The sequence below is a fragment of the Amycolatopsis sp. BJA-103 genome (assembly GCF_002849735.1).
Classification (GTDB): domain Bacteria; phylum Actinomycetota; class Actinomycetes; order Mycobacteriales; family Pseudonocardiaceae; genus Amycolatopsis.
Map to the genome: position 1 here is coordinate 7,206,469 of NZ_CP017780.1, position 22,866 is coordinate 7,229,334.

At 64.8% G+C, this 22,866-nt stretch carries 22 protein-coding genes; 4 read left to right on the forward strand and 18 right to left on the reverse strand.

Annotated elements, in window-relative coordinates; translation table 11 throughout:
- Position 1 precedes the first annotated feature (1 nt).
- The 3 genes from BKN51_RS32055 to BKN51_RS32065 are packed head-to-tail and all read right to left on the reverse strand — an operon-like array spanning position 2 to position 2,843.
- Entirely contained in the window at positions 2 to 1,852 is a 1,851-nt protein-coding gene (locus BKN51_RS32055) for a CheR family methyltransferase (RefSeq protein WP_101611174.1), read from the reverse strand.
- A complete protein-coding gene (locus BKN51_RS32060) occupies positions 1,849 to 2,454 on the reverse strand; it encodes a chemotaxis protein CheB (protein ID WP_101611175.1) in 606 nt (201 codons plus the stop codon). Before BKN51_RS32060 ends, BKN51_RS32055 begins: the two co-directional genes overlap by 4 nt.
- A 23-nt stretch (positions 2,455 to 2,477) precedes the next feature.
- A complete protein-coding gene (locus tag BKN51_RS32065; RefSeq protein WP_101611176.1) occupies positions 2,478 to 2,843 on the reverse strand; it encodes a hypothetical protein in 366 nt (121 codons plus the stop codon).
- A 245-nt stretch (positions 2,844 to 3,088) separates the two neighbouring features.
- Here BKN51_RS32065 and leuA point away from each other — a divergent pair, with 245 nt between their 5' ends.
- A complete protein-coding gene (leuA, locus tag BKN51_RS32070; protein WP_168214433.1) occupies positions 3,089 to 4,846 on the forward strand; it encodes a 2-isopropylmalate synthase in 1,758 nt (585 codons plus the stop codon).
- Positions 4,847 to 4,936: 90 nt separating this feature from the next.
- Here leuA and BKN51_RS32075 read toward each other — a convergent pair whose 3' ends face one another.
- Complete coding sequence (locus tag BKN51_RS32075) at positions 4,937 to 5,563, reverse strand: peroxiredoxin-like family protein (protein WP_101611177.1); 627 nt, start codon at positions 5,561 to 5,563, stop codon at positions 4,937 to 4,939.
- A gap of 58 nt (positions 5,564 to 5,621) precedes the next feature.
- On the opposite strand from BKN51_RS32075, the gene BKN51_RS32080 reads away from it, so the two are divergent.
- Positions 5,622 to 6,227, forward strand: coding sequence for a TetR/AcrR family transcriptional regulator (locus BKN51_RS32080; RefSeq protein WP_168214434.1), 606 nt, complete (start codon positions 5,622 to 5,624; stop codon positions 6,225 to 6,227).
- Here BKN51_RS32080 and BKN51_RS32085 read toward each other — a convergent pair.
- Positions 6,184 to 7,122, reverse strand: coding sequence for a LysR family transcriptional regulator (locus BKN51_RS32085; RefSeq protein WP_101611178.1), 939 nt, complete (start codon positions 7,120 to 7,122; stop codon positions 6,184 to 6,186). The genes BKN51_RS32080 and BKN51_RS32085 overlap by 44 nt on opposite strands.
- Positions 7,123 to 7,209: 87 nt before the next feature.
- On the opposite strand from BKN51_RS32085, the gene BKN51_RS32090 reads away from it, so the two are divergent.
- Positions 7,210 to 8,130: an EamA family transporter gene (locus BKN51_RS32090; RefSeq protein ID WP_101611179.1), complete on the forward strand. Its 921-nt coding sequence runs from the start codon at positions 7,210 to 7,212 to the stop codon at positions 8,128 to 8,130.
- A 585-nt stretch (positions 8,131 to 8,715) separates the two neighbouring features.
- Here BKN51_RS32090 and BKN51_RS43335 read toward each other — a convergent pair.
- From BKN51_RS43335 to BKN51_RS32105, 4 genes are all read right to left on the reverse strand, one after another.
- Complete coding sequence (locus BKN51_RS43335) at positions 8,716 to 10,572, reverse strand: AAA family ATPase (protein WP_146044277.1); 1,857 nt, start codon at positions 10,570 to 10,572, stop codon at positions 8,716 to 8,718.
- Positions 10,569 to 11,054, reverse strand: a complete 486-nt coding sequence (locus BKN51_RS32095) for an ABC-three component system middle component 2 (protein WP_335645054.1) — start codon at positions 11,052 to 11,054, stop codon at positions 10,569 to 10,571. The genes BKN51_RS43335 and BKN51_RS32095 overlap by 4 nt, the downstream gene beginning before the upstream one ends.
- The gene (locus tag BKN51_RS32100) at positions 11,051 to 12,169 is read right to left on the reverse strand and encodes an ABC-three component system protein (protein WP_146044275.1); all 1,119 of its coding nucleotides are present in this window, start codon (positions 12,167 to 12,169) and stop codon (positions 11,051 to 11,053) included. Before BKN51_RS32100 ends, BKN51_RS32095 begins: the two co-directional genes overlap by 4 nt.
- A gap of 740 nt (positions 12,170 to 12,909) precedes the next feature.
- Positions 12,910 to 13,608: an SDR family oxidoreductase gene (locus BKN51_RS32105; protein ID WP_101611182.1), complete on the reverse strand. Its 699-nt coding sequence runs from the start codon at positions 13,606 to 13,608 to the stop codon at positions 12,910 to 12,912.
- A gap of 87 nt (positions 13,609 to 13,695) precedes the next feature.
- Here BKN51_RS32105 and BKN51_RS32110 point away from each other — a divergent pair, with 87 nt between their 5' ends.
- Positions 13,696 to 14,259, forward strand: coding sequence for a CGNR zinc finger domain-containing protein (locus BKN51_RS32110; protein WP_101611183.1), 564 nt, complete (start codon positions 13,696 to 13,698; stop codon positions 14,257 to 14,259).
- On the opposite strand, the gene BKN51_RS32115 is transcribed toward BKN51_RS32110, so the two are convergent.
- The 9 genes from BKN51_RS32115 to BKN51_RS32155 form a co-directional block, all read right to left on the reverse strand.
- Entirely contained in the window at positions 14,252 to 14,893 is a 642-nt protein-coding gene (locus BKN51_RS32115) for an SDR family oxidoreductase (protein WP_101611184.1), read from the reverse strand. The two genes, BKN51_RS32110 and BKN51_RS32115, sit on opposite strands and share 8 nt — an antisense overlap.
- A 141-nt stretch (positions 14,894 to 15,034) precedes the next feature.
- Positions 15,035 to 16,153, reverse strand: coding sequence for an ABC transporter ATP-binding protein (locus BKN51_RS32120; protein WP_101611185.1), 1,119 nt, complete (start codon positions 16,151 to 16,153; stop codon positions 15,035 to 15,037).
- Positions 16,150 to 17,145 (reverse strand): ABC transporter ATP-binding protein, encoded by a 996-nt coding sequence (locus tag BKN51_RS32125; protein ID WP_101611186.1) that lies wholly within the window; start codon positions 17,143 to 17,145, stop codon positions 16,150 to 16,152. The genes BKN51_RS32120 and BKN51_RS32125 overlap by 4 nt, the downstream gene beginning before the upstream one ends.
- 6 nt (positions 17,146 to 17,151) lie before the next feature.
- Positions 17,152 to 18,087 (reverse strand): ABC transporter permease, encoded by a 936-nt coding sequence (locus BKN51_RS32130; RefSeq protein ID WP_101611187.1) that lies wholly within the window; start codon positions 18,085 to 18,087, stop codon positions 17,152 to 17,154.
- Positions 18,084 to 19,085: an ABC transporter permease gene (locus BKN51_RS32135; protein WP_101611188.1), complete on the reverse strand. Its 1,002-nt coding sequence runs from the start codon at positions 19,083 to 19,085 to the stop codon at positions 18,084 to 18,086. The genes BKN51_RS32130 and BKN51_RS32135 overlap by 4 nt, the downstream gene beginning before the upstream one ends.
- 85 nt (positions 19,086 to 19,170) lie before the next feature.
- Positions 19,171 to 20,844 (reverse strand): ABC transporter substrate-binding protein, encoded by a 1,674-nt coding sequence (locus BKN51_RS32140; protein ID WP_442857689.1) that lies wholly within the window; start codon positions 20,842 to 20,844, stop codon positions 19,171 to 19,173.
- A 315-nt stretch (positions 20,845 to 21,159) separates the two neighbouring features.
- Positions 21,160 to 21,657 (reverse strand): uridine kinase family protein, encoded by a 498-nt coding sequence (locus BKN51_RS32145; RefSeq protein WP_174720477.1) that lies wholly within the window; start codon positions 21,655 to 21,657, stop codon positions 21,160 to 21,162.
- 44 nt (positions 21,658 to 21,701) lie between these two features.
- Positions 21,702 to 22,139, reverse strand: a complete 438-nt coding sequence (locus BKN51_RS32150; RefSeq protein WP_101611191.1) for a DUF2304 domain-containing protein — start codon at positions 22,137 to 22,139, stop codon at positions 21,702 to 21,704.
- Positions 22,140 to 22,151: 12 nt separating this feature from the next.
- Positions 22,152 to 22,853, reverse strand: coding sequence for a glycosyltransferase family 2 protein (locus BKN51_RS32155; protein WP_101613585.1), 702 nt, complete (start codon positions 22,851 to 22,853; stop codon positions 22,152 to 22,154).
- Between the last annotated feature and the right edge of the window lie 13 nt (positions 22,854 to 22,866).

Genomic DNA, 22,866 nt, shown 5'->3' on the forward strand with positions numbered 1-22,866 from the left:
CTCAGCCTGCCGGTCGCTTTTCCGTCATCAAGACGACTCCGCCGCCCGGCCCGCTCAACGGCGAGCAACTGACCGAAGCGAGCAGCGGCCTGCCTTTCCGGTCCACCGCGTCGATCTCGACCTGGGCGGCCCGCTGCCCGGTCTCGTTGCAGAGTTCGACGACGTCGCGGAACCCGGCTGTCGGCAGGCCGAAGTCGAGGGCGAAGAACCCCTCCAGGTAGACCTCGCCGGCCCGCAGGCCCCACAGCTCCTCGGCGCCGCGATTCCAGCTGCGCACCCGGAGGTCGCCGTCCAGTACGACCACCCCGGCCTCGACGCTCGACAGCACGCCTTCGAAGAACATGCGCGTCTCGTCGAGTTCCGCGGTGCGGATGCGCATTTCCTCGTTCATCGTCTCGAGTTCCTCGTTGCCCGACTGAAGTTCCTCGTTGGTGGTCTCGAGTTCCTCGTTCGTGGACTGGAGTTCCTCGTTCGTCGTCTCGAGTTCCTCGATGCTCGACTGGAGCTCTTCGTTGACCGTTTCGAGCTCGGCGTTGGTCGATTGGAGCTCCGCGTAAGCCGTGGCCAGGTCCTCCTGCACGCGCTTCACCTCGTGCTGCAACCTGGTGGCCTCGGTGGTGTCGACGAACGTGATCGCCACACCGATGTCCTCGCCTTCGATGGTGAGGAGAGGCCTGACGATGATGTCGAAGTACTGCGTCTCCTCGCCGTTCTTCTGCCGTCTCACGGAATCGACCCGGACACTGCGGCGATCACTGTGCGCCTGGTCGATGACGGAGCGGAGCTCGATCGGCCGGTACGAGATCTCCAGATCGTGGAACGGCCTGCCCACGTCGTGGGAGGAAAGCCCGAACTGCAACCTCGCCGAGCCGTTGATCAAGGCGACCGTACCGTCGCGTTCGACGCCCAGTACCGAATCCGGCGAGGACGCCAAGGCGAGTTCGCTCACGTGACGCCTTCGATTCGCGTCCCGCACTCCCGCTCCGGCCCGGACGTCGAAGCGCGGGGCCCGCACGGTGGTACCCCCCGTCCGCAGTTTGAACACCCTGTTCCGCATGTCCGCGACGTCGAACCGGACACCGTCGGAAAGCAGCATTTCGGCCTTTCCGAGCAACAGGTGGCCACCTTCGTTGAGCGCGAAATGGAAGCGTTCGATGATCTTCGCCTGGGCTTCGACGTTGAAATACATCAAGGTGTTACGGCAGGCGAGCAGGTCGACGCGGGAAATGGGGGCGTCGCGCGTGATGTCGTGCCTGCCGAAGATCACCCGGCGGCGGAGGTCGCGCCGGAAAGCGAACAGATTTCCACTCGGCTCGAAATACTTCACCCGCAAATCTTCGGGCAGCCGCTCCAGCACCCTCGAGGAATACAGGCCCGTCCTCGCTTCACGCAGGGCTTCTTCGTCGACGTCGGTCCCGTAGATCTTGACCCGCTGCGTGCTCTCCTCGATGCCGAGGTGCTCGGCGAAGATCATCGCGAGGGAGTAGGCCTCCTCGCCACTCGAACACCCCGCGCTCCAGATCCGGATCTCGTCGGTGACGGCCACCTTCGCGACCAGTTCGGGCACGACGGTCTTCTGCAGGAAGGTCCACGCTTCGGGATCCCGGAAGAAGCTGGTGACGTTGATCAGAATGGTGTTGAAGAGTTCCGGGAACTCTTCGGCGTTGAGCTCCAGGAAATCCCGGTACTCGGCGTACCCGGCGATCTTCACGGTCTGCATCCGCTTTTGGATCCGGCGGGCCAGCGAAGTCCGTTTGTAGCCGGTGAAATCGAAACCGCGGGAATCCCTGATGAAGGTCAGCAGGACCTCGAGTTCCTCACCGTGGTCGACTTCGCCTTCCGGCGTGCTCATAACGTCCTCGTTCCCTCGACCAGACCGACGAGCGCACCGGCGATTTGGTCCAGCGGGAGCACCAGATCGACCGATACGGACTTCGTCACGGCCTGGGGCATGCCCTTGAATTCGGCGGTCTCCGGATCTTCGGAGACAACGGTACCGCCCCGTGACTTCACCATTCCGGCCCCCGCCGCGCCATCGGAACCCGTCCCGGTCAGCACACAGACGAGCGCGGACGGGCCGTAAACCGCGGCGACGGATTCGAAGAGCAGATCAGCCGACGGCCGGACGAACTTCACCCTGTCCACCGTGGACAGACTGAGCCTGCCACCGGGATTCACCAGCAGATGACGGTCCGGCGGCGCGAGGTAGACGACGCCCGGCCTGATGACGTCGTCCGACTCGGCCAGCTTGATCCTCAACCCGGACCGGCGGTCGAGGATGTCGGCGAGGATGGTGTCGTGGCGCGGATCGAGGTGCTGGACGATGACCAAGGGCACGGGGAAACCGGCGGGCAGAGCGCCGAGCACCTCGAGCAGTGCCTTGACTCCGCCCGCCGAAGATCCGAAGGCGACGATCTCGTAGTCCGCCACCCGGAGACGGCTGGGGCCGAGCATCTTCCGATCGTAGTGCTCCGAGGCTAGGCGGAACCGCCGATGCGCCGGATGATCTTGGCGAGAATCCCCGTGACCACCATCCAGAAAACCGCGGCGATGCCGTAGTTGATCAGCACGCGGAGCTTGGCGTCCTCGGGCATGAAGAGGTCCTTGAAGCCCAGCAGCAGCCCTTCGGCCCAGCCGCGGACGAACGACACGATGCCGTTGTCGGCGTTCGCCTCGCCGATCACGAAGACGACGTGCAGGACCAGGATCGCGGCGAAGATCAGGCCGACCCAGCGGACGACGCTCGCCAGTATCCCGGCCGCGCGACCGCCTCCCGCTCGCCAGTCGACCTTGCGCCGGGTCTTCTGATCAGCGGTTTCCTTCTCTTCAGCGTGCTCGCCCATGCCGGGCAGTGTGGCACGCCGCCTGGTCCGATTGCTACCCGCGAGTAACCCGAATGGGCGCCCCTGGCGGTCACGGTTCGATCGCGGCCCGGGTTTCCTTTCGGGAGATCTCGCGGTTAAGGTGGCGTCGTGGCTCGAGCTCTCCTGCTTCGCTGCCGCGACGGGGCCTGATCTGACCGGCTCCCCGTCGCGGGGCTTCGTGGTGCCGGTCGTCGCACCCGATTCTTCAGGAGAACCGTCCCCTCATGAGCATCCGTAAGCCCACGCGCCCGGCCCCTTCCGAGCAGGCCCCGTGGAACACCCAGCGCGGCACTTCGATGCCCGTTCATCGCTATCGCCCCTGGTCCGAGCTGGTCGAGGACATCGACCTGCCCGACCGCACCTGGCCGGACAAGCGCATCGACACCGCGCCGCTGTGGTGCGCGGTCGACCTGCGTGACGGCAACCAGGCCCTGATCGACCCGATGTCTCCCGCGCGCAAGCGCAAGTTCTTCGACCTGCTGGTCCGCATGGGCTACAAGGAGATCGAGGTCGGCTTCCCGGCGGCTTCGCAGACCGACTTCGACTTCGTCCGCGAGATCATCGACGAGGGCGCCATCCCGGACGACGTCAGCATCCAGGTACTGACCCAGTGCCGTCCCGAGCTGATCGAGCGCACCTTCAAGGCGCTCGAAGGGGCGCCGCGCGCGATCGTCCACATCTACAACTCGACGTCGATCCTGCAGCGCCGCGTGGTGTTCCGCGAGGAGCGCATCGGCATCACGAAGATCGCTTCGCAGGCGGCCGAGCTGGTCGTCGACTACGCGGCGAAGCAGCCGGACACCGACTTCCGCTTCCAGTACTCGCCGGAGTCCTACACCGGCACCGAGCTGTCCTACGCGCTCGAGGTCTGCAACACGGTCACCGAGATCTGGCAGCCGACGCCGGAGAAGCCGGTCATCCTGAACCTGCCCGCCACCGTCGAGATGGCTTCGCCGAACATCTACGCCGACTCGATCGAGTGGATGCACCGCAACCTGGAGCGCCGCGATTCGGTGATCCTGTCGCTGCACCCGCACAACGACCGCGGCACCGGCATCGCCGCCGCCGAGCTGGGCTTCCAGGCCGGCGCGGACCGGATCGAAGGCTGCCTGTTCGGCAACGGCGAGCGCACCGGCAACGTCGACCTGGTCGCGCTGGGCATGAACCTCTACAGCCAGGGCGTCGACCCGCAGATCGACTTCTCCGACATGGACGAGATCAAGCGGACCGTCGAATACTGCAACCAGCTGCCGGTGCACGAACGCAGCCCGTGGGCGGGCGACCTGGTGTTCACCGCGTTCTCCGGCAGCCACCAGGACGCGATCAACAAGGGTCTCGACGCGATGAAGGCCGCCGCCGACAAGGCGGGGACGCCGGTCGACGAGCACCCGTGGGAGGTCCCGTACCTGCCGATCGACCCGAAGGACATCGGCCGCAACTACGAGGCCGTGATCCGGGTGAACTCGCAGTCCGGCAAGGGCGGCGTCGCCTACATCATGAAGGCCGAGCACCAGCTCGACCTGCCGCGGCGCCTGCAGATCGAGTTCTCGAAGGTCGTCCAGCGCCACACCGACACCGAGGGCGGCGAGGTCGACCCGACCACGATGTGGAACGCGTTCTCGGCCGAGTACCTGGAGCTGAAGACGCCGCTGGAGCTGGTGCGCCAGCACGTCAGGGACAACGGCGACGGCGAGTACGACATCACCGCCACCGTGCGGGTCGAGGGTGACGAGCACGAGGTCACCGGTCGCGGGAACGGGCCGATCGCGGCCTTCTTCGACTCGCTGTCGACGGTCGGGTTCGACCTGCGGCTGCTGGACTACAGCGAGCACACGCTCTCGCCGGGCGACGACGCGCGGGCGGCGTCGTACATCGAGTGCGCGATCTCCGACCGGGTGTACTGGGGCATCGGGATCGACCCGTCGATCGTGACCGCCTCGCTGCGGGCCGTCGTCTCGGCGGTGAACCGGGCGAACCGCTAGCGCTCAGCCGAAGGGGCCTTTCACCGCATGCGATGCGGTGAAGGGCCCTTTCGCTGCATGCGATGCGGTGAAGGGCCCCTTCAGCCGCTCCTACAGAGCCTTCACCGCGGCCAGGATGTCGGCCGGGTCGGTGCGGGTGGTGTAGTCCGGGTGGACGTCGATGAACCGGATGACGCCTTCGCGGTCCACGACCAGGACGGTCGGATACGGCAGCTCCCACTCCGCCGCCCCGTTGATCTTCTCGACGTCGCCGATGAGCGTGTCGAAAGCCGGCTTCGTCTCCGGGGCCAGCCGGAACGTGATGCCGAGCGCGCGCCCGAGTTCGTTGTCCACATCGGACAGAACGGTGAACTCGAGATCCTTCGTGGACAACGAGTCGTCCGGGAGCTGCGGGCTGACCGCGATCAGCTTCACCCCCAGGCTCTCCAGCTCCGGCAAGACTTCCTGCTGATACGTGCGCAGCGCCAGATTGCAGTACGGGCACCACGCGCCGCGGTAGAACACCACGACGGCCGGTCCGTCCTTGACCGGCACCCTGCCGCCGCCCGCGTCCGGCAGCGTGAGATCCGGCATCGCCGTCCCCGGCTTCGCGGCCGTCTCCGCGACCATCCCGACGAACGTCGCGTGGTCGGCCTTGAGCACCTCCGCGATCTCGGCCGGAACCTGGCTCGCGACGGAGCCTCGCAGCTCGGCGAGGTCGGTGTTGAGATCCCCCATCATCAGCTCCTTGCGTTGTACTGATCGGTACAGTGCGGCCGACTGTACTATCCGGTACATGGATGGTCAACCGGCGAAAACATCTCGTGGACGGCTGACGCGGGACGCGATCGTCGACGCGGCGGCGGAGCTGATGTACGTCAACGGCGTCGCCGGGACGAGCGTCGACAAGGTGCTCGCGGCGAGCGGGGCCGGGAAATCGCAGATGTACCACTACTTCAAGAACAAGGAACAGCTCGTCGAAGCGGTCATCGCGCGCTTCCTGGAGAACATCCTCGGCAACCAGCCGACGATCTTCGCGCTGCACAGCTGGGCCGATTTCGAGCAGTGGTCACAGGAGATCCTCGCCATCCAGGCCACCCCCAAGGGGCCGATCGCCTGCCCGCTCGGCAACCTCGCCGGCGAACTCGGGGACGATCCGAAGATCGCCCCGCTGCTGGACAAGGCGTACCGTGAATGGGAGTCACATCTCGAAAGCGGCCTGAAATCCTTGCGGGATCAGGGAAAACTCGCCGAAGACGCCGACCCGGCGAGGCTCGCCCAGACAGCGATGGCGTGCGTCCAGGGCGGGCTGCTGATGGCCCACCTGCGCCACGACGTCACCCCGATCGAGGACGCGCTCAAGCTCGCGCTGGACCACCTGCGGAGTCACGCTCGCCCGTGAGCGCGGCGACCTCGTCCGCGAGCGCGTCGAGGATCTTCGCCACGGCGGGCCGCGAAGACGCGCCGAGCCGGCAGACAGCCTCCACGTGCCGCGCCGCCTTGATCCCGGCCAGCGGACGGCAGACCAGACCGCTGCCCCGCCGGGTGTCCATGGTGTACCGGGGCAGCAGCGCGATGCCGTGTCCGGCGGCGACGAGCCGTTCGGTGATGCGGAAGTCGTTGATGCGCTGGACGACCTGCGGGCGGACGCCGGTGCGGATGATCAGCGACTGGAGGATGTCGTCCACCGGGAACCCGGCGTTGACGCTGATCCAGCGTTCGTCGGCCAGTTCGGCGAGTTCGATGCGGCGCCGTTTCGCCAGCCGATGCCCGACAGGGAGCGCGACGTCGAGCGGTTCGCGCAGCAGGTGCCTCGTCTCCAGCCGTTCCGAGCCGAGCGACGGCGCGTGCTCGTCCCGGTGCGCCACCACGATGTCGTAATCCGCGACGAGCCCGGGGACCTCCGGCGGCGTCATGTCGACGTCACGCACGATGACGTCCAGCCCTTCGAATTCCGCCGTCCGGCGCAGCAGGCCGGGGAGCAGCATCAGCCCGGCCGACTGGAAGATCGCCACCCGGACCCGGCCGCGCGGGGCCCGGCGGTAAGTGTCCAATTCGGACTCCGCGCGGTCGAGCGCGGCGAGCACGTCGTCGGCGCGGGCAACCAGCGCGCGGCCGGCGTCGGTCAGCCGGAGGCCACGACCGGCCGGTTCCGTCAGCGCGAGCCCGACGTCGCTCTGCAGGGCGCGGAGTTGCTGGGAGACCGCGGACGGCGTGCAGTGCAGCGCCTTCGCGGCCGCCGTCACGCTGCCGCGATCGGCGAACTCCCGCAGGGTCCGCAACCGGCCGATGTCCATCCCGCCAGCATATGTGAAGCGAAACTGAACGGTCACTGAAAATATTAGCGCTTGTCCTTCACGATATGCCCCCGTAAGAGTGAAGGCATGCCCGCTCGCGACCGTTTGCTCGCCCTGCTCGTCGTCGTCCTCTGGGGCTGCAACTTCCTCGCCATCCACGCCACCCTCGGGCAGTTCCCTCCCGTCTTCGCCGGCGGGCTGCGCTTCGCGGTCATCGCGATCCCGACCATCCTGTTCGTGCCGTGGCCGAAGGTGAAGATCCGCCACCTGCTCGGCTACGGGCTCGGCTTCGGCACCGGCCAGTTCGCGTTCCTCTTCATCGCGATGGACACCGGCATGCCGACCGGCCTCGCGTCGCTGGTGCTGCAGGCTTCGGCCCCGTTCACCGTCCTGCTCGGCGCCGTCTTCCTGCGGGAACGTGTCTCCGGACGGCAGCTGGCCGGGATCTTGCTCGCCGTCGCCGGGATGGCGACGATCGCCTGGCAGCAGGCCGGGAACGCCGCCCTGCTGCCGGTGATCCTGACCCTGCTCGGCGCGCTGAGCTGGGCCTTCGGGAACTTGAGCACGCGGCAAGCGGCACCGGACAACCCGCTCAACTTCGTCCTCTGGATGTCCGTGGTGCCGCCGCTGCCGATGTTCGCGCTGTCGCTGGTGATGGAGGGCCCGGCGGAGATCGGCCACTCGCTGAGCACGCTCGGCACCCCCACCGGGCTGATCGGCCTCGGCGGTCTCGCCTACGTCGTGGTGTTCGGCACGATCATCGGCTCCGGGATCTGGACGTCGCTGATGCGCCGCAACCCGGCGGGCGTGGTCGCGCCGTTCTCCCTGCTGGTGCCGGTGGTCGGGCTGTCGATGGCGTTCCTCGTGCTCGACGAACGGCCGACGCTGCTCGAAGTCGTCGCGGCGGCCGTCGTCATCGGCGGGGTGCTGTTCGGTTCGACCAAGCGCCGCGCGCGCGAGCCGGACTTCCTCGCCGAAGCCCGACACCCCACTTCGCTGTCTAGCTAAGCCCAGCCAGGCGCAGCCGCTCCTCACTCCCACTCGACAGCACCGACAAGCTCCGACTTTGCCTGACGAACAAAGAGAGTCACCACGTCTTCGGGCCCATACTGCTTTCTGAATATCCTCGATCCGACCGTGAACATTGGTCGGTTCACCAGTCGGCGTCGTGGTCATATCCGCCCACCAGAGGGCGTCTCGAACCTCTGTCATCTCGTCAACCCAGCGTGCCAGCGGCGCAGCTAGGCCACGGAGCTCCGCTTCCCAGCAGGAACACGAGTGATGTGCGACCGACGCGCACAATCGCTCAGGAGCACCGAGCTTCGAAAGATGCCCCGCTCCATCAAGTGCATGAACACCTGCCTGAGACGCGCAAGGCACGTAACCTATATCGTGCAAAATAGCAGCCTGCGCTAAAATCGCAGTATCTTCTCAAGCAAACATCGGAGCCGCAAGCTTCGCTGGCGCCGCCACTCACCTAACGTGATTCCACCTACTTGGCAGATCGACAGCCAGCAGACTCTCTAACAATTCGAAATAGCTATCCCACGCCGACACCACGTTCACACCCGTTGCATGAACCCCAGATTCCTTCTACCCAACCGGAAAAAGCCCGAACCTTCCGAACTCCTTCGATCCAGTGAAGTGGATAATTTTTGTTGATTCTCCGAGATGACTTGGCGGAGTCACGTTCTCTACAACGATAGCTTGGCCGTCAAACTCGTTCCCGAGCTGCCGATATAGGTTGCTCGCTACAGATTCACTCTGTAGCTCATCATCTTCACTGCCTAGGTCACCATCACGATCAGCGAAGGGGCCACGGAAAGTAACAACCGGCGAGTCCAATGCAATAACTCCCGGATGACCAAGATCGCGTTCAAGGCAATACTTCGCCAAAGAAACCGTAAAAGCCGCATGCAGGATCGCCCTCATGCCTTTACCTCGGGAAGCACGCACCTGATCACCCACGACGAGATCATTTTGCCTGAGATCATAAGCAACGTTCTCAAATTCCGAAACACCCCAGGAATTGAGCACTTTCCTCACGGAGTCCGTGAACTCGCGCACCGTAGAAAGATCCAGAGCAGAAGCCGCAGCTTTGTCGCCACCATCGGACTCATCTACGAGCGCCGATTTCCGTGACTGCAAGCTTGCAATCTGCTCATAGATGGATATGCCGCGTTCAACCACGGAACGAGAGTCAGCCAAGCTTTCAACTGTTTCAGCCAGTGGTCTGAGAGCATCATCAATCCGTGAAATATCCGACACCAGGTTCTCCAGCCCTGCCGACAAGGACGATCGCGCGGTGACGAGTTCGTCTTGTTGCTCTTTCAGATCTTCTATAGTTTTTAAAAGATCAACGAGGAGATTGGACGTCTTATCGTGCTCCGCCAGCACCGCCTCATCTAGTAGAGTTGTTTCAGCGGCAGAGTGCTCTGCGTGCGCTTGATGCTCAGGGTCTGCTCCGCAGAAGACGCAGACGCCAGCATTGAAATACCCGAGCAGAGTCCCAGCCTCGCGCACCATGTCAAGCCTAGCGAGGTCGGATCTATACTGCTCTTCCAAAAGGCCAAACCTCGCGAGGAGGTCACTCACCTCGGTTACGCGCTCCAGGGCCGCGCCATATTGAGCCGACATCTCTGCCCGCCGCTCAATCAATCGATCACGAATTAAGGTTGCCTCGACGATCGAATTTGACTGCTCGCTAATTGCCGCATTAAGTCGCCCTAGCTGACGACTCAACTCATCGGGCTCACTGAGCTGCATCACCTGACTAGCCAACTCTGCAATAACGGAATCGAGCAGCTCAATCTTTCCCTTGCTCAGCTTTTTCGCATCGTTCGACGCTGCCGAGCTAACAAGGGCCGAGTCGTCCTCACCAGTCAGAAATGCCCTAAACACCGACTTCTCCGCCGTAGCGGAGATGTATTGTCCCGAAACAAGAACAGGAGAGCGTTGCGCTTGCATTCTGGTTTCATCAATAAAGCAAACGTGCGCAACATCCCGGATGCTCAGATCGCGGGTTTCGTTCTTTTGATTCTTTTGAACTCGCAGACCAGTCATTCCAATAGCTTGGAGTAGGTATGCCGATATATTGTCGACACCCTTGCGTCCATGAGTTGCCGCTAGGTCACGATCAGCAGGTCGACCAGGAACGCCTCTCAGATCGCCCTCATACAGCGAAAAGGCCCGGCCCCGCGGCGAGCGCGCGAGAGTAAATACATCGCCATCTGCGGACTGCAAACCGAGCAATACATGCGAGTATCCGGCAACTTCGGGAATATCACGAAGACGCGACGCCCCGAACATGAAGTCGATCGCTTCAACGATATAGGATTTTCCGGTATCAGAGGCTCCGTATATTACGGTCAACCCCTCACTGAACTCAATAGAGGCGCTCTCCTTCGAAGCACCGACAAACGAGAGGTGCTTGAGTAGAATTTTACTCACAGTTTCGCCTCCCCGCTGCCCGTTGGCGTGTCACCTTCAGTAAACTCTTCTGACCAATGAGAAAAGAAACCGCTCATCCGTTCACGCAATTCCTCAGGCGAGATGTTCGCAAACTCCTGCGCAACCCAGCGAGCTCGCTCCTTCAGCTGCAAAAGATACTTAGCCTCAAGAACGTCTATGAATGACTCAGCCTGGTCCGTTGCACGGTAAGCAATTCCGCCACCGTCAACCGATATCTCGACCAGGCTGGCCCTGATCATCACCTGAAGTCCGGACTCAACCAACTTTCTCTTCATCCCGAGTTCACCAGGTGCAGCGGGCAGTTTCGGATGAATACTTGAGGGACCTCCGAGGTCTGCACTGTGCAACAGGGCATGGTCACAAAAGATAAGATGGCCTATGTCGAGTGCATCCGGGTAGGTCTCGCGCAAGAGAACGAGCACCCTCATACCCACCTCAACAGGGCTATTTAGCGCCTTCATGACTCGCCGCCCTTAGTCCACTTTAGGCGATCAACATTTGCGAGTTGATGACACATACCCTTACGGTCGTGCACTCTTGTGACAGTTATCAAAACGTTTGAGGTCAGCACCAATGAACCTGCCGAGTTGAGGACTTGCGCTAGTCGCGCCATGCCATTTGGGTAGTCGATCTCAGCAACATCGATCACCCCGGCATAGACCTCATCCTGAAGCGAGACAAAAGTCTCTTCCGGCACACTGTCACGAGCAAATTTGAGAAGTGATTCAGCGCTAAAGAAATCTTGCCGCTGCCTTCGAAAGTGCTCGCCCAAAGTTTCGTGCTCCAGCACCGATTCAGGCGTAAATGCACTTCCGAGGTACTTCTCTTCATAGACTTGCATTAGCTGCTCAACGTAACGCTCTTCATGCGCGTTAACCTCGTCTGTGGGCACATCGGGAGCAGGCCTGACCGGAAGGCGCTCTCCGAATCTCACAACGTGGTACCTAGTCGCACTGTGGACGAGCAGCATATCTTCCACAAGAATGGATTGAAAGATGCTAAAGTCGAACTCGCCTTCGGCGAAGGAGAGAACTCGCTTAAAGTCTTTCTCTACAGCGTCCTTGCGAAGAACGGAGTCTTGTTTAGTCATCTCCTTAATAAAATGCTCTTTTAGCTCAGAGGGATTGTTCAGCATGCGCTGAAGCTTGGTTCCGCAATTTCGAGGCGCAACAAAGTAGTAGGCGCGTGGAAGCACATAGACCCCAGCGGTCACGAACCTCAAGATCTTGTAGATCTCAGCCATAGCGTCTGCCGGTGCGAGCGATTTCGCATAGTGCTTACACTGAAAGCAGTCCCAAACACCTTGCAAACCGCTCAGTGTCATTACGCCAGCGATATCGATGCCTAGATCTCCAGCCCCGCCGTACCGCACGACCTGAAGATAATCTACTTTCCGGATGGTCACCCATTCCCGAACAAGCTCTTCCCACTGGACATCGTCGTAGACGTAGATCTGTTGCTTGGGTGTCATACGAGGGCCAGATGAAGACTCTGGCATTGTGACGACAACAGGCTTTACGTCAGGATCGACCATCTCGATCAAGATAAGCTCTGACTCTGGGAGCGGTTCTGACACTTTCCTCTCCTCCCGCAGTGCGAGCCAGTGTTACCAAGCGAACGAGCATGATACACAGCCTCTGTAACTTCTTAGTCCCACTCACACAGTTCGACCGGATCGGACTATCAACTCCTCGTACCGACGCGGCGTGCCGCTATCGCCTCGTCGTTTTCACGAGGATGACTGTTACAGCCGCTACAGAGTCCTCGCCCACCGGCAACGTGCACCTAGTCGCTGCCGGATTGTGCTCGACGGGGATCAAAGCCGCCGCTGGCGGCACGCTCCGCGCGTATAGCGAACACCTTCGAGCCCGACACTCCCGACATCCGCTTCGCTGCGCCGGTCGGCCGGAGCCGACGAGCTCACCCATCGAGCAATACCTGCCGGCAGCTCCCGACGAGGGCCGTCAGGGGCACTGCGAACTTGCCGGTCCTGGCGCTCGACTGCCACCCCGGCTTCGTCGCCTTGCCGCCGATCACGAGCACGCGTCGAGGAAACTCCATGTCGACCAGGAGACGACACGCCACCAACCCGCCCCGCGAGCATGACCAACGGCCGACATCGACGCGTCAAGACTGGAGGGCGTAGCTCGACTCAACGGCACCGGCCGCGTGGAGGCTGGGGATCGGCTTAGCAGCCAGGAAGTGGCAGAACGCGGACCGCGAAACCATCGCGAATGCGGCACCCAAGCGCCACAGCGGAAGCAGTCGGAGCCGCAGGTCAGCGAACGTGGCAGGACCTTAGCCTGTCGCGCCTTTCTACGCGCCGATCCGGCTGGTGCCGAGGTGTTCGACCGGCCCGGACAGCGCGCCCTTCACCCGGCGGGTGACGTCGTCGGTGAGCACCTCGGTCTCGCCCTTTTCGAGGCCGTCGACGACCTGGCGGGCGACGTCGCGCGGGTCGTTCTTCTCGACCTCGAGGCCCTGGGTCATGTCGGTGTCGGTGTAGCCGAGGTGGACGCCGACGACCTGCGTGCCCTGCTCGGCGAACTCGATCCGGAGCGAGTTGGTGATCGACCAGAACGCGGCTTTCGACGCGCCGTACGAACCCGACCCGGCGGCCCACGACAGGACGGAGTGGACGTTGACCAGCGCGCCACCGTCCTTGAGCTGCGGCGCAAACGCTTGCGCGATGCGCAGCGCGCCGAAGACGTTCGTCTCGAAGACCGGACGGTGCGCGTCGACGTGTTCGGTCAGCAGCGAGCCGAGGCCGAGGACGCCGGCGTTGTTGAAGACGATCGTGGCGTCGCCCGCCTTCTCGGTCAGCGCGCGGACGGACTCCGCGTCGGTGACGTCGAGCGGGAGCGGGACGATCCGCGGATCGGTCTCCTCGCGCGGTGTCCTCGCGGTCGCGTAGACCTTGGCGGCGCCGCGGTCGAGCAGTTCGGTGACGAACGCCTTGCCGAGCCCGCGCTGCCCGCCGGTGACCAGGACGACGGCACCCTCGATGGAGGTCATGACTTGCTCCCTTGACAGAAGTGTTCGGCTTTTGCCTCTGTCGTCAGCATGGAGGCGCGCGCCGACAGAGTCAAGTACGCTTGACCTATGTCATGGACCGCGACGGACCGGTACCGGTTGCGCACCGCCCCCTCGGGGCTGGCGCTCGTTCAGGACTTCCTCAACACGAAGGCGATCAAGACGCACGGCCTCGACCTGCTGGGCGACGCCGACTTGGCGCGGCCCTGGGTCGGCGAAGCGCTGGCGGAATGGTCGCGGACCCGGGACGCCGACGTGCCCGAGATCACGCTGGACTCAGGCGACCTTCGCGCGCTTCGAGACCTGCGAAAGTCGTTTGTTTCGCTCTTGGACGGCGACGACGCGGCCGTCGAGAAGCCGATCAAGGCGGACCTGGCGCTGAGGGACGGCGTCGTCCGGCTGTTCCCGTCCGGCACCGGACGGCACTGGCTCGCGTCGGCACTGTGGACGGAGACGCTGCTCGCGCAGCAGTCCGGGATCTGGCCGCGACTGAAACTGTGCCGCCTCGACGGCTGCCGTTCGGCCTTCTACGACGTCTCGCGCAACAACAGCGGGGTCTGGCACGACGTGAAGACCTGCGGGAACGTCGCGAACCTGCGGGCGTCGCGGGAGCGGAAGAAGGCGCTCAGCTGAACGAAGACAGCGCCGACGGGATCGGGATGTCACCGCCGATGACGTCGAACCCCTGGTTCTCGGCCAACGGTTCCTCGAGGGTCGCGACCATGACGGCGGCGACGTCGGCACGGGAGACGCGGCCCGGTTCGAGATGACCGGCGATCTTGACGTGCCCGCTGGGCGGATCGTCGGTGAGCGTGCCGGGACGGACGATCGTCCAGTTCAGGCTGGAGCGGCGGAGGATGCTGTCGGAGATCTGCTTCGCCATCAGGATCGAGCGCACCAGGCGATCGCCCTGATCCGGCGAATCCGCGAACTGCGCGGAAAGCTGGACGAAGCGCGCGACGCCCGCCTTCTCCGCCGCGCGGATCGCGGTGATCACGCCGTCGCGGTCGACCAGGTCGACCGAAGCCTGATCCGGATCGGGCGCGCCGATCGCGCTGATCACCACCTCGGAACCGGCGAGGGCCTCGACGAGGTCGTCCGCGTCGGCGGTGACGTCCGCGACCACGGTTTCGGCGCCGAGCCCGGCGACCTCCTCGGCCCGGCGACGGCTGCGCAAGCCCGCCCGCACCTGATGTCCCCGCCCCCGCAGAAGCCGGACCACGTGAATCCCCGTCCGCCCCGACGCACCCAGCACTGTGACCCGCATGACACCGAGTCTGCCTGATGGCGGCGGCCCGTGCCTGGTCACGCGAGGGTCGTGCGTGGCGGTCCCCCGTGCAAGGAAAGGCCCGTTACTTGCAAAATTTGCAAGTAACGGGCCTTTCCTGGCGTCCGGTGACCCGAAGACCTACAGGATCTCGGCCGCCGAGCCGACGTCCGGCAGACCGCCGATGTCGGGGTTCAGGTCCCCGGACTCGACGAGTTCCGCCTTGACCTCGTGCGGCCGGATCCGGCCGTCACGGATGTCCTCCGCGTAGTGGCAGGCCACCCGGTGCCCGGCGCCGATCTCCCGCAGCTGCGGGCGGTCGGTGTCGCACAGGCTCTGCTGCTTCCACGGGCACCGCGTGTGGAACCGGCACCCGGACGGCGGCCGCGCCGGCGAGGGCAGGTCGCCCGCGAGCAGGATCTGCTCCCGGTTGTCCTCCACCTCCGGGTCCGGCACGGGGATCGCCGAGAGCAGCGCCCGCGTGTACGGGTGCAGCGGGTTCTCGTACAGCGCGTCCGCGTCGGCCTCTTCGACCAGCGAGCCGAGGTACATCACGCCGATGCGGTCGGAGATGTGCCGCACCACCGCGAGGTCGTGCGCGATCACCAGGTAGGTGAGCCCGAGCTTCTGCTGCAGGTCTTCCAGGAGGTTGATCACCTGCGCCTGCACCGAGACGTCCAGCGCGGACACCGGTTCGTCGGCGACGATCAGGTCCGGCTCGACGGCGAGCGCCCGCGCGATGCCGATGCGCTGGCGCTGGCCGCCGGAGAACTCGTGCGGGTACTTCCGCAGCGAGGACTCGGGAAGCCCGACGGCGGACAGGAGTTCGCGCAGCCGCTTGGCCGTCGCTTCCTTGTCCTTGTCGAGGCCGTGCGCCTTCATGCCTTCCCGCAGAATGGATTCCACCGACTGCCGGGGGTCCAAAGAGGACATCGGGTCCTGGAACACCATCTGCATCCGGCGGCGGGCCTTGCGCAGCGCCTCGCCCTTGAGCCCGGCGACGTCCGTCCCGTCGAAGACGACGTTGCCGTTCGTCAGCTCGGTCAGCCGGAGGATCGCCCTGCCCAAAGTGGACTTGCCACAGCCGGATTCGCCGACCAGGCCGTAGGTTTCACCCTTGCGGATGGCCAGGTCGACGCCGTCGACGGCGTACACGTGCCCGACCGTCTTGTCGACGACGATGCCGCGCTTGATCGGGAAGTGCACCTTGAGGTCGTTGACCTCGAGCAGCACTTCCTGCTGCGGAACCACTGAGGTCATCGTGCCCCTCCTCGTGCGGCCACGGCCGGGATCACCGGGTTGTGGCAGCGCAGCAGCCCACCGCGATCGGGGGTCAGCTGCGGTGAAACCTCCCGGCACACGCCGAGAGCGTTCGGGCAGCGGGGCGCGAAGGCGCAACCGCCGGCCCACGGGATGTTGTCGGAGACGGATCCCTTGATGGGAATCAGTTTCTCGCCGCGGCCCGCGTCGAGACGCGGGATCGAGGCGAGCAGGCCGTGCGTGTACGGATGCCGCGGCTCGGCGAACAGCGCGTGCCGTTCGGCGCGCTCGACGATCTTGCCGCCGTAGAGCACGTTGACCTCGTCGCAGAGACCGGCGACGACACCGAGGTCGTGCGTGATCATGACCAGCGCGGTTCCGGTGTCCTGCACCAGTTCCCGCAGCAGCGCGAGGATCTGCGCCTGGATCGTCACGTCGAGCGCGGTGGTCGGCTCGTCGGCGATGAGCAGCCGCGGACGGCACGCCAGCGCGATCGCGATCAGCGCGCGCTGCCGCATGCCACCGGAAAGCTGGTGCGGGTACTCGGAAAGCCGCCGCGACGGGTCGGGGATGCCGACCTTGTCCAGCAGTTCCGCCGCTTCCACCGACGCCACCTTGCGCGACATCCCGCGGTGCCGCTCCAGCACCTCGGTGATCTGCAGGCCGATCGGGATGACCGGGTTCAGCGAGGACAGCGGGTCCTGGAAGACCATGCCGAGGTCACGACCCCGACGGTCCCGCATTTCCTTGTCCGAGAGGCGAAGCAGATCCGTGCCTTCGAACGACACCGAACCGCTGACGTGGTTGCCGCGCTTCGCGAGCAGCCGCATGATCGCCAGTGACGTCACGGACTTGCCGCAGCCGGACTCGCCGACGAGGCCGACGGTCTGGCCGGGTTCGACGTCGAAACTGACCTCGTCCACCGCGGTGAACGGTTTCTCACCGCGCCGCTGGAAAACGACCTTGAGGTCGCGTACTTCGAGGAGTGCCATCAGAAATCACCGCCTGTTCTTCGGATCGAGGGCTTCCCGCAAGGACTCGCCGAGCAGCGTGAACCCGAGCGCGACGATGATGATCGCGATGGCCGGGTAGTACGCGAGCTCGGGGCGGATGTCGAGGAACTGCCGAGCGCTGCGGCTCAGCATGATGCCCCATTCCGCCCGGTTCGGGTCCGGGTCGCCGAGACCGAGGAACGACAGCGCGGCCGCCTCGAGGATCGCGGTCGCCAGGGTCAGCGTGGCCTGCACGATGACCGGGCCGAGCGAGTTCGGCAGCATGTGCCGCAACACGATCGAACCGCGTTTGACGCCGAGCGACGTCGCCGCGAGCACGTGGTCGCTGTGTCTTTGCGCGAGCATCGAACCGCGCAGCAACCGCGCGAAGATCGGCACGCCGACCATCGACACCGCCACGATCACGGTCCACTGACTCGGCTTCTGGAACAGCGCGGCGACCGAGATCGCCAGCAGCAGCGAAGGCACCGACAGCATGACGTCGACCAGGCGCATCAGCACCGTGTCGACCCAGCCGCCGAACGCACCGGCGAGACCGCCGATGATCATGCCGACCACGACGCCGATGATCGTGGCGAGCACACCGACAAGCAGGGTGTTCTGGGCACCGACCAGCAGACGCGAGAGATAGTCGCGGCCGAAGTCGTCGACACCGAGCGGGAAACCGGCCTGCGCGCCCGGGATGATGCCCTGGCCGAGGATGACCTCGCTCTGCAGGTACCGCTCGTAGGGGTCCTTCGGCGCGATGAACGGCGCCAGGATCGCCACCAGGATGAACAGGCCGGTGATCACGGCGCCGGTGATGGCCACCGGGCTCCGCAGCATCCGGCGCAACGCCTCACCGCCGAGGCTGCGCCCCTTCGCCGACGACTCGGCGAGCCTGTCGATGGGCTCTTTCTTCTTGTTCAGCAATGTGTTCATCGGACACGCACCCTCGGGTCGATGAGCCCGTACGAGACGTCGACCAACATGTTCACCAGCACGTAGACCAGCGCGCCGAACAGCAGCAGCGCCTGCAGACGCGGGTAGTCACGCCGCTCGATGCCTTCGGCGAGCAGGAAGCCGAGGCCGCGGAAGTTGAACACCCGCTCGGTCAGCACGGCGCCACCGAGCAGCGCGCCGGTCTGGAGGCCGATGACGGTGACCACCGGCAGCAGACCGTTGCGGAGCACGTGACGGCGCCGGACGACCGGCTGGGTCAGGCCCTTCGAGTTGGCCGTGCGGATGAAGTCCTCGTTGAGCACGTCCAGCACCGACGCGCGGGTGATCCGGACGATCACCGCGAGCGGGATGGTGGCGAGCGCGAACGCGGGAAGGATCAAGTGGGTGATCGCGTCCCAGGCGGCGTCCCATTCCTGGGTGATGATGCCGTCGAAGACCGCGAAGCCGGTGACCGTGGTGGCGTCGAGCCCGGCCATCTGGCGGCCCTGCGACGGAAGTCCCAGCGGGGCGGCGAGTACGTCCTGCATCATGTAACCGAGGAAGAACACCGGCACGGCGACGCCGACCAGCGAAAGCACGATGATGACGTTGTCGACGGCCCCGCCGCGGAACCGGGCGGCCAGGTAACCGAACGGGATACCGAGGCCCACCGCGATCAGCATCGCGCAGAAGCCGAGTTCGAGAGTGGCGGGAAGGAAGTTCCCGATCTCCGACATGACCGGCTGGGCGGAGACCAGCGAGTTGCCGAAGTCGCCGGTGATGGCCCGGCCGAGGAATTTGAAGTACTGGACGAAGATCGGATCGTCGAGGCCGAGAATCCGGTTGAGGTCGGCGATCTTCTCCGGGGTCGCCTTGTCACCCAGGAGGGCGCCGGCGGGACCACCGGGCAGTGACCGGAGCCAGGCGAAGATCAAAATGGACAGGATCAAGAGCGTCGGTATCGCTTGTAGCAGCCGACGCACGAGAAAACGGAGCACGTGCGTTCCTTTGTTGCCAGCCCGGGAATGGGCCGAAGGGGGCGGGTGCGGTAGCACCCACCCCCTGCGACTCAGTGGTGGTGGATCAGTTGACCGTGACGGTGTAGAAGCGCTCGTCGGTCAGCGGGCTGGCGACCAGGCCCTTCACCTTCGGGCCGACGACGATCGCCGGGGGGCCGTAGGAGATGGGGATGGCGGGCAGGTAGTCCATGATCTGCTTGTTGACTTCCTGGTACGCCTTGGTGTGCGCCTCACCGGCGGGGGCGGCGTCCGCGGCGGAGAGGGCGCTGAACAGCTCGGGGTTGGTGAACCCGAACTCCGCCTTCTCGCGGCCGAAGAACGTGCCGACGAAGTTACCGGCGTCGTTGTAGTCACCGGTCCAGCCGAGCAGGTGGACGTCCTGCTTGCCTGCCTTCTGGACGTCGTCCTTGTAGCCACCGTTCCACGGCTTGGCGATCGCCTCGACCTTGATGCCGATGGCCTTCATGTCCTCGGACAGCGAGGTGAAGATGTCGGCGGGGTTCGGCATGTACGGCCGGGTGACCTCGGTCGGGTAGTAGAACTTCAGCGTCATGCCCTCGGCGCCGGCTTCCTTGAGAAGCTGCTTGGCGCGCTCGCGGTCGAACGGGTACTTGGTGACGCCGTCGTTGTAGCCGTCGATCGCCTTCGGCACGAACTGGGTCGCGGTCTCGGCGCCCTCGGGGAGCTTCGACTTCACGAACTGGTCGCGGTTGAGGCCGTAGGCCAGCGCCTGCCGGACCTTGAGGTCCTTCAGCTTCGGGTTGTTCTTCTGGTTGATGCCCAGGTACAGGATGTTGAACGACGGGCGGATGAGCACCTGCTCGCCGTCGTTGCGCAGCAGGCCGTAGTCCGCGGGCGACGGGTAGTCGAAGCCCTGGATGTCGCCGGCCTTCAGCGCCTGCTTGCGGGCGTTCTCGTCCGGGATGACCTTGAAGACCAGCTTGTCGAGCTTGGCCGTCTGGGTCGGCGAGTCGGTCGCCTTCGACAGCGTGATCTCACCCTTGGCCTGGTCCCAGCTCTCGAACTTGAACGGGCCGGTGCCGGTCGGGTGCGCCGTGGCGTACTCCGGGTAGGCGAACGAATCGCCGCTCTGGGTGACGTTGTCGGCGTTGTACTTCTTCAGCGCGTCCGGGCTCTGGATCGACAGCGACGGCAGCGTGAAGGCGGCGGGGAACGCGCCCTTGGCCTTGTTCAGGTTCAGGATCGCGGTCGACTCGTCCTTGGCCTGGCAGTCCTTGAACACCGGGGCGCCGGAAGCGTCACCCTCGTTCTTGGCGAAGCCCTCGAAGACGTCGCCGTAGTAGATCATCTGGCTCTGGGCGGCGGCGCCCTTCATGTTGAACATGCGGTTGAAGTTGAAGCAGACCGCTTCGGCGTTGAACGGGGTGCCGTCGTGGAACTTGACGCCCTTCTTCAGCGAGAAGGTCCAAGTCTTGCCTTCGTTGCTGCCTTCCCACTTCTCCGCAAGGCCGGGCTCGAGATCCGCGGTGCCCGGCTTGTTCATGATCAGCGTGTCCATCATCTGGCGGATGATGCGGAAGGTCTCACCGTCGTCGTTGAAGAGCGGGTCGAAAGTCTTCGGGTTACCGGCGGCGCCGAAGACCATGGTGCCTCCTGAACCACCCCCTGCGCCTTCTTCACGCTTCGAATCGGCACAGGCGGAAATGGAGACCGCGAGTGCGCCGGCAAGCCCGATCAGGGCCACACGGCGTGCTCGGGTCACCCGCAGTTGCTGCATCTGGCACCCCTTGAGGAGAATTTCGGTGTTTTAGTCACCGCCGGCGTCGATCGGAAACTCGAACTCCGCGGACGATCGGTGTGCCCGCCGACACTAGCGGGAACTCGGCCCGCACTTAAGCACGCGAGGTTACGATCGCGCTACACGAAGACCAATACGACCGCAAAGTGTCGGCAATTCCGGACGGAGCGTAATCAATTCAGCACCACTAACGCGCAGAGTGCCGGGTCACTAACACAAATGGGTGTCCGCCACTAGGCTCAATGGTTCACTGACAGAAGTGGACAACCCCCGGCCGGGTAGCGAGATCGCCACTCACGACCATGGCGTGACCACGTGATCCGCCGCGGCCTCGGTCCCGTCGACGGCGAACCAGCCGCGTTCGAACAGCTGCCAGCGCCGCAGCTCCGCCCGCGATGCCTCGCCGTCCCGGCCCGCGCCGCGGTCGAGGAGCTCGGTTTCGCTCCCGCCGTCCAGCCAGACCAGCAGGGACAACGACGGCCGGATCCGCGCCCTGCCACTGGAAACGCCTTCCAGCACCAGGACGTCGGGGACGTCGAGCTCGACTTCTTCACCCGGCAGAGGGACGCCGCTGGACCAGTCCATCCGCCGGTAGCCGCCCGGCTCGCCCGCGCGCAATGGCTCCAGGACACCGGTTTCCAGTCGCGGCCACCACGAAACGGGCTCTTCCCAGGTGGCGAATTCGTCGGTACTGACCAGGGCGGCACGGATTCCGCGGCCGCCGAGGTCCGCGACGATCTTTCCGGCCAGTGTGGACTTCCCGGCTCCGGAAGGCCCGTCGATGGCGAGCACGCGAACGGCGCCCAGCCGGGGCGGGGCCGCCAGGATCGCGTCGATCAGCGTGCGCGTGCGGGGCTCACTTCGGGGAGCCCTTTGACGTTGTCGGGCGTCGCCGTCCTGGCTTCGAGCGCGGCGACGCGTTCTTCCAGGTCACGCTGGGCGTCGGCGAGTTCACAGCGGAGCAGCGCGATCTCCTCGACAGAGGTCCGGACCTCTTCTTCGAGATGCCCGACCTCGGTCGACAGGTGCAGCGCGACCAGCGCCAGCACCACACCGGCCAAGAGGAATACGAAGTTCGACGGCGTTTGGACGCCGGTTATGCGGGCCATGAAGTCGGCGGCCTGCGGAACGAGGGCGAGCACCACCACGCCGATGGCGAGGACGAGCCAAACACCCGCGTACTTTTCCCGCAGTTTCCGCCGTCGCATCATCTCGAGGACGACGAACAGCACAAGACAGGCGACAACGATGCTGAGAATGCGCCAGCCAGCCATAATCAGCTCCTTTTACGCCGAATCCGACGAGTCGACGGCGGGGCGGCGGCGCACCAGCGCCAGCAGCAGGGCGAGTCCGGCTCGGCCGAGGTAGACGGCCGATTTCACCGGGGAATGGCTCGGCGTCCCGCCGATCCGTTCCCGCATGATCACCGGGATTTCCTTGATCTTCAGTTCGGCACGGATCGCCATCACCAGCGACTCGACCGTGTCGCCGAGATATTCGGCCGGGTAGTACCCCGCGAACAGTTTGATCGCCTTCGGGCCCATCGCTTTGAACCCGGAGGTCACGTCGGTGAGCCTGGTCTTCCCGAGCCGGGAGAAAACGAGCGAGAGGACGACCATCGCGTATTTCCGCGGGCCGCTCGCCTTGTACGAACCCTTGCCCGCGAACCGCGAACCGATCGCGATGTCCGCGTCGTCGAGCGCGTCGAGCAGGGCGGCGACCTCGTCGGGGTCGTGCTGGCCGTCGGCGTCCACCTGGACGACGACGTCGTAGCCGCGGGCGGCCGCGTACCGGAAGCCGGTGCGCATCGCCCCGCCGACGCCGAGGTTGACCGACAGGCGGGCCACCTCCGCGCCCGCCGCACGGGCGAGCCTGGCCGTGTCGTCGGACGAACCGTCGTCCACCACCAGCACGTCCATGCCCGGCAAGGACTGCTTGACCTGGGAAATGACCGCGCCGACAGTGGCCTGCTCGTTCAAGGCAGGCATCACGATGAGTACG

Excerpts from the sequence above, each read along its gene's own strand:
- BKN51_RS32055 (WP_101611174.1), bottom strand. The coding sequence starts at position 1,852 with ATGAGCACGCCGGAAGGCGAAGTCGACCACGGTGAGGAACTCGAGGTC.
- BKN51_RS32060 (WP_101611175.1), bottom strand. The coding sequence starts at position 2,454 with ATGCTCGGCCCCAGCCGTCTCCGGGTGGCGGACTACGAGATCGTCGCC.
- BKN51_RS32065 (WP_101611176.1), bottom strand. The coding sequence starts at position 2,843 with ATGGGCGAGCACGCTGAAGAGAAGGAAACCGCTGATCAGAAGACCCGG.
- leuA (WP_168214433.1), top strand. The coding sequence starts at position 3,089 with ATGAGCATCCGTAAGCCCACGCGCCCGGCCCCTTCCGAGCAGGCCCCG.
- BKN51_RS32075 (WP_101611177.1), bottom strand. The coding sequence starts at position 5,563 with ATGGGGGATCTCAACACCGACCTCGCCGAGCTGCGAGGCTCCGTCGCG.
- BKN51_RS32080 (WP_168214434.1), top strand. The coding sequence starts at position 5,622 with ATGGATGGTCAACCGGCGAAAACATCTCGTGGACGGCTGACGCGGGAC.
- BKN51_RS32085 (WP_101611178.1), bottom strand. The coding sequence starts at position 7,122 with ATGGACATCGGCCGGTTGCGGACCCTGCGGGAGTTCGCCGATCGCGGC.
- BKN51_RS32090 (WP_101611179.1), top strand. The coding sequence starts at position 7,210 with ATGCCCGCTCGCGACCGTTTGCTCGCCCTGCTCGTCGTCGTCCTCTGG.
- BKN51_RS32095 (WP_335645054.1), bottom strand. The coding sequence starts at position 11,054 with ATGAAGGCGCTAAATAGCCCTGTTGAGGTGGGTATGAGGGTGCTCGTT.
- BKN51_RS32105 (WP_101611182.1), bottom strand. The coding sequence starts at position 13,608 with ATGACCTCCATCGAGGGTGCCGTCGTCCTGGTCACCGGCGGGCAGCGC.
- BKN51_RS32110 (WP_101611183.1), top strand. The coding sequence starts at position 13,696 with ATGTCATGGACCGCGACGGACCGGTACCGGTTGCGCACCGCCCCCTCG.
- BKN51_RS32115 (WP_101611184.1), bottom strand. The coding sequence starts at position 14,893 with ATGCGGGTCACAGTGCTGGGTGCGTCGGGGCGGACGGGGATTCACGTG.
- BKN51_RS32120 (WP_101611185.1), bottom strand. The coding sequence starts at position 16,153 with ATGACCTCAGTGGTTCCGCAGCAGGAAGTGCTGCTCGAGGTCAACGAC.
- BKN51_RS32125 (WP_101611186.1), bottom strand. The coding sequence starts at position 17,145 with ATGGCACTCCTCGAAGTACGCGACCTCAAGGTCGTTTTCCAGCGGCGC.
- BKN51_RS32130 (WP_101611187.1), bottom strand. The coding sequence starts at position 18,087 with ATGAACACATTGCTGAACAAGAAGAAAGAGCCCATCGACAGGCTCGCC.
- BKN51_RS32140 (WP_442857689.1), bottom strand. The coding sequence starts at position 20,844 with ATGCAGCAACTGCGGGTGACCCGAGCACGCCGTGTGGCCCTGATCGGG.
- BKN51_RS32150 (WP_101611191.1), bottom strand. The coding sequence starts at position 22,139 with ATGGCTGGCTGGCGCATTCTCAGCATCGTTGTCGCCTGTCTTGTGCTG.
- BKN51_RS32155 (WP_101613585.1), bottom strand. The coding sequence starts at position 22,853 with ATGCCTGCCTTGAACGAGCAGGCCACTGTCGGCGCGGTCATTTCCCAG.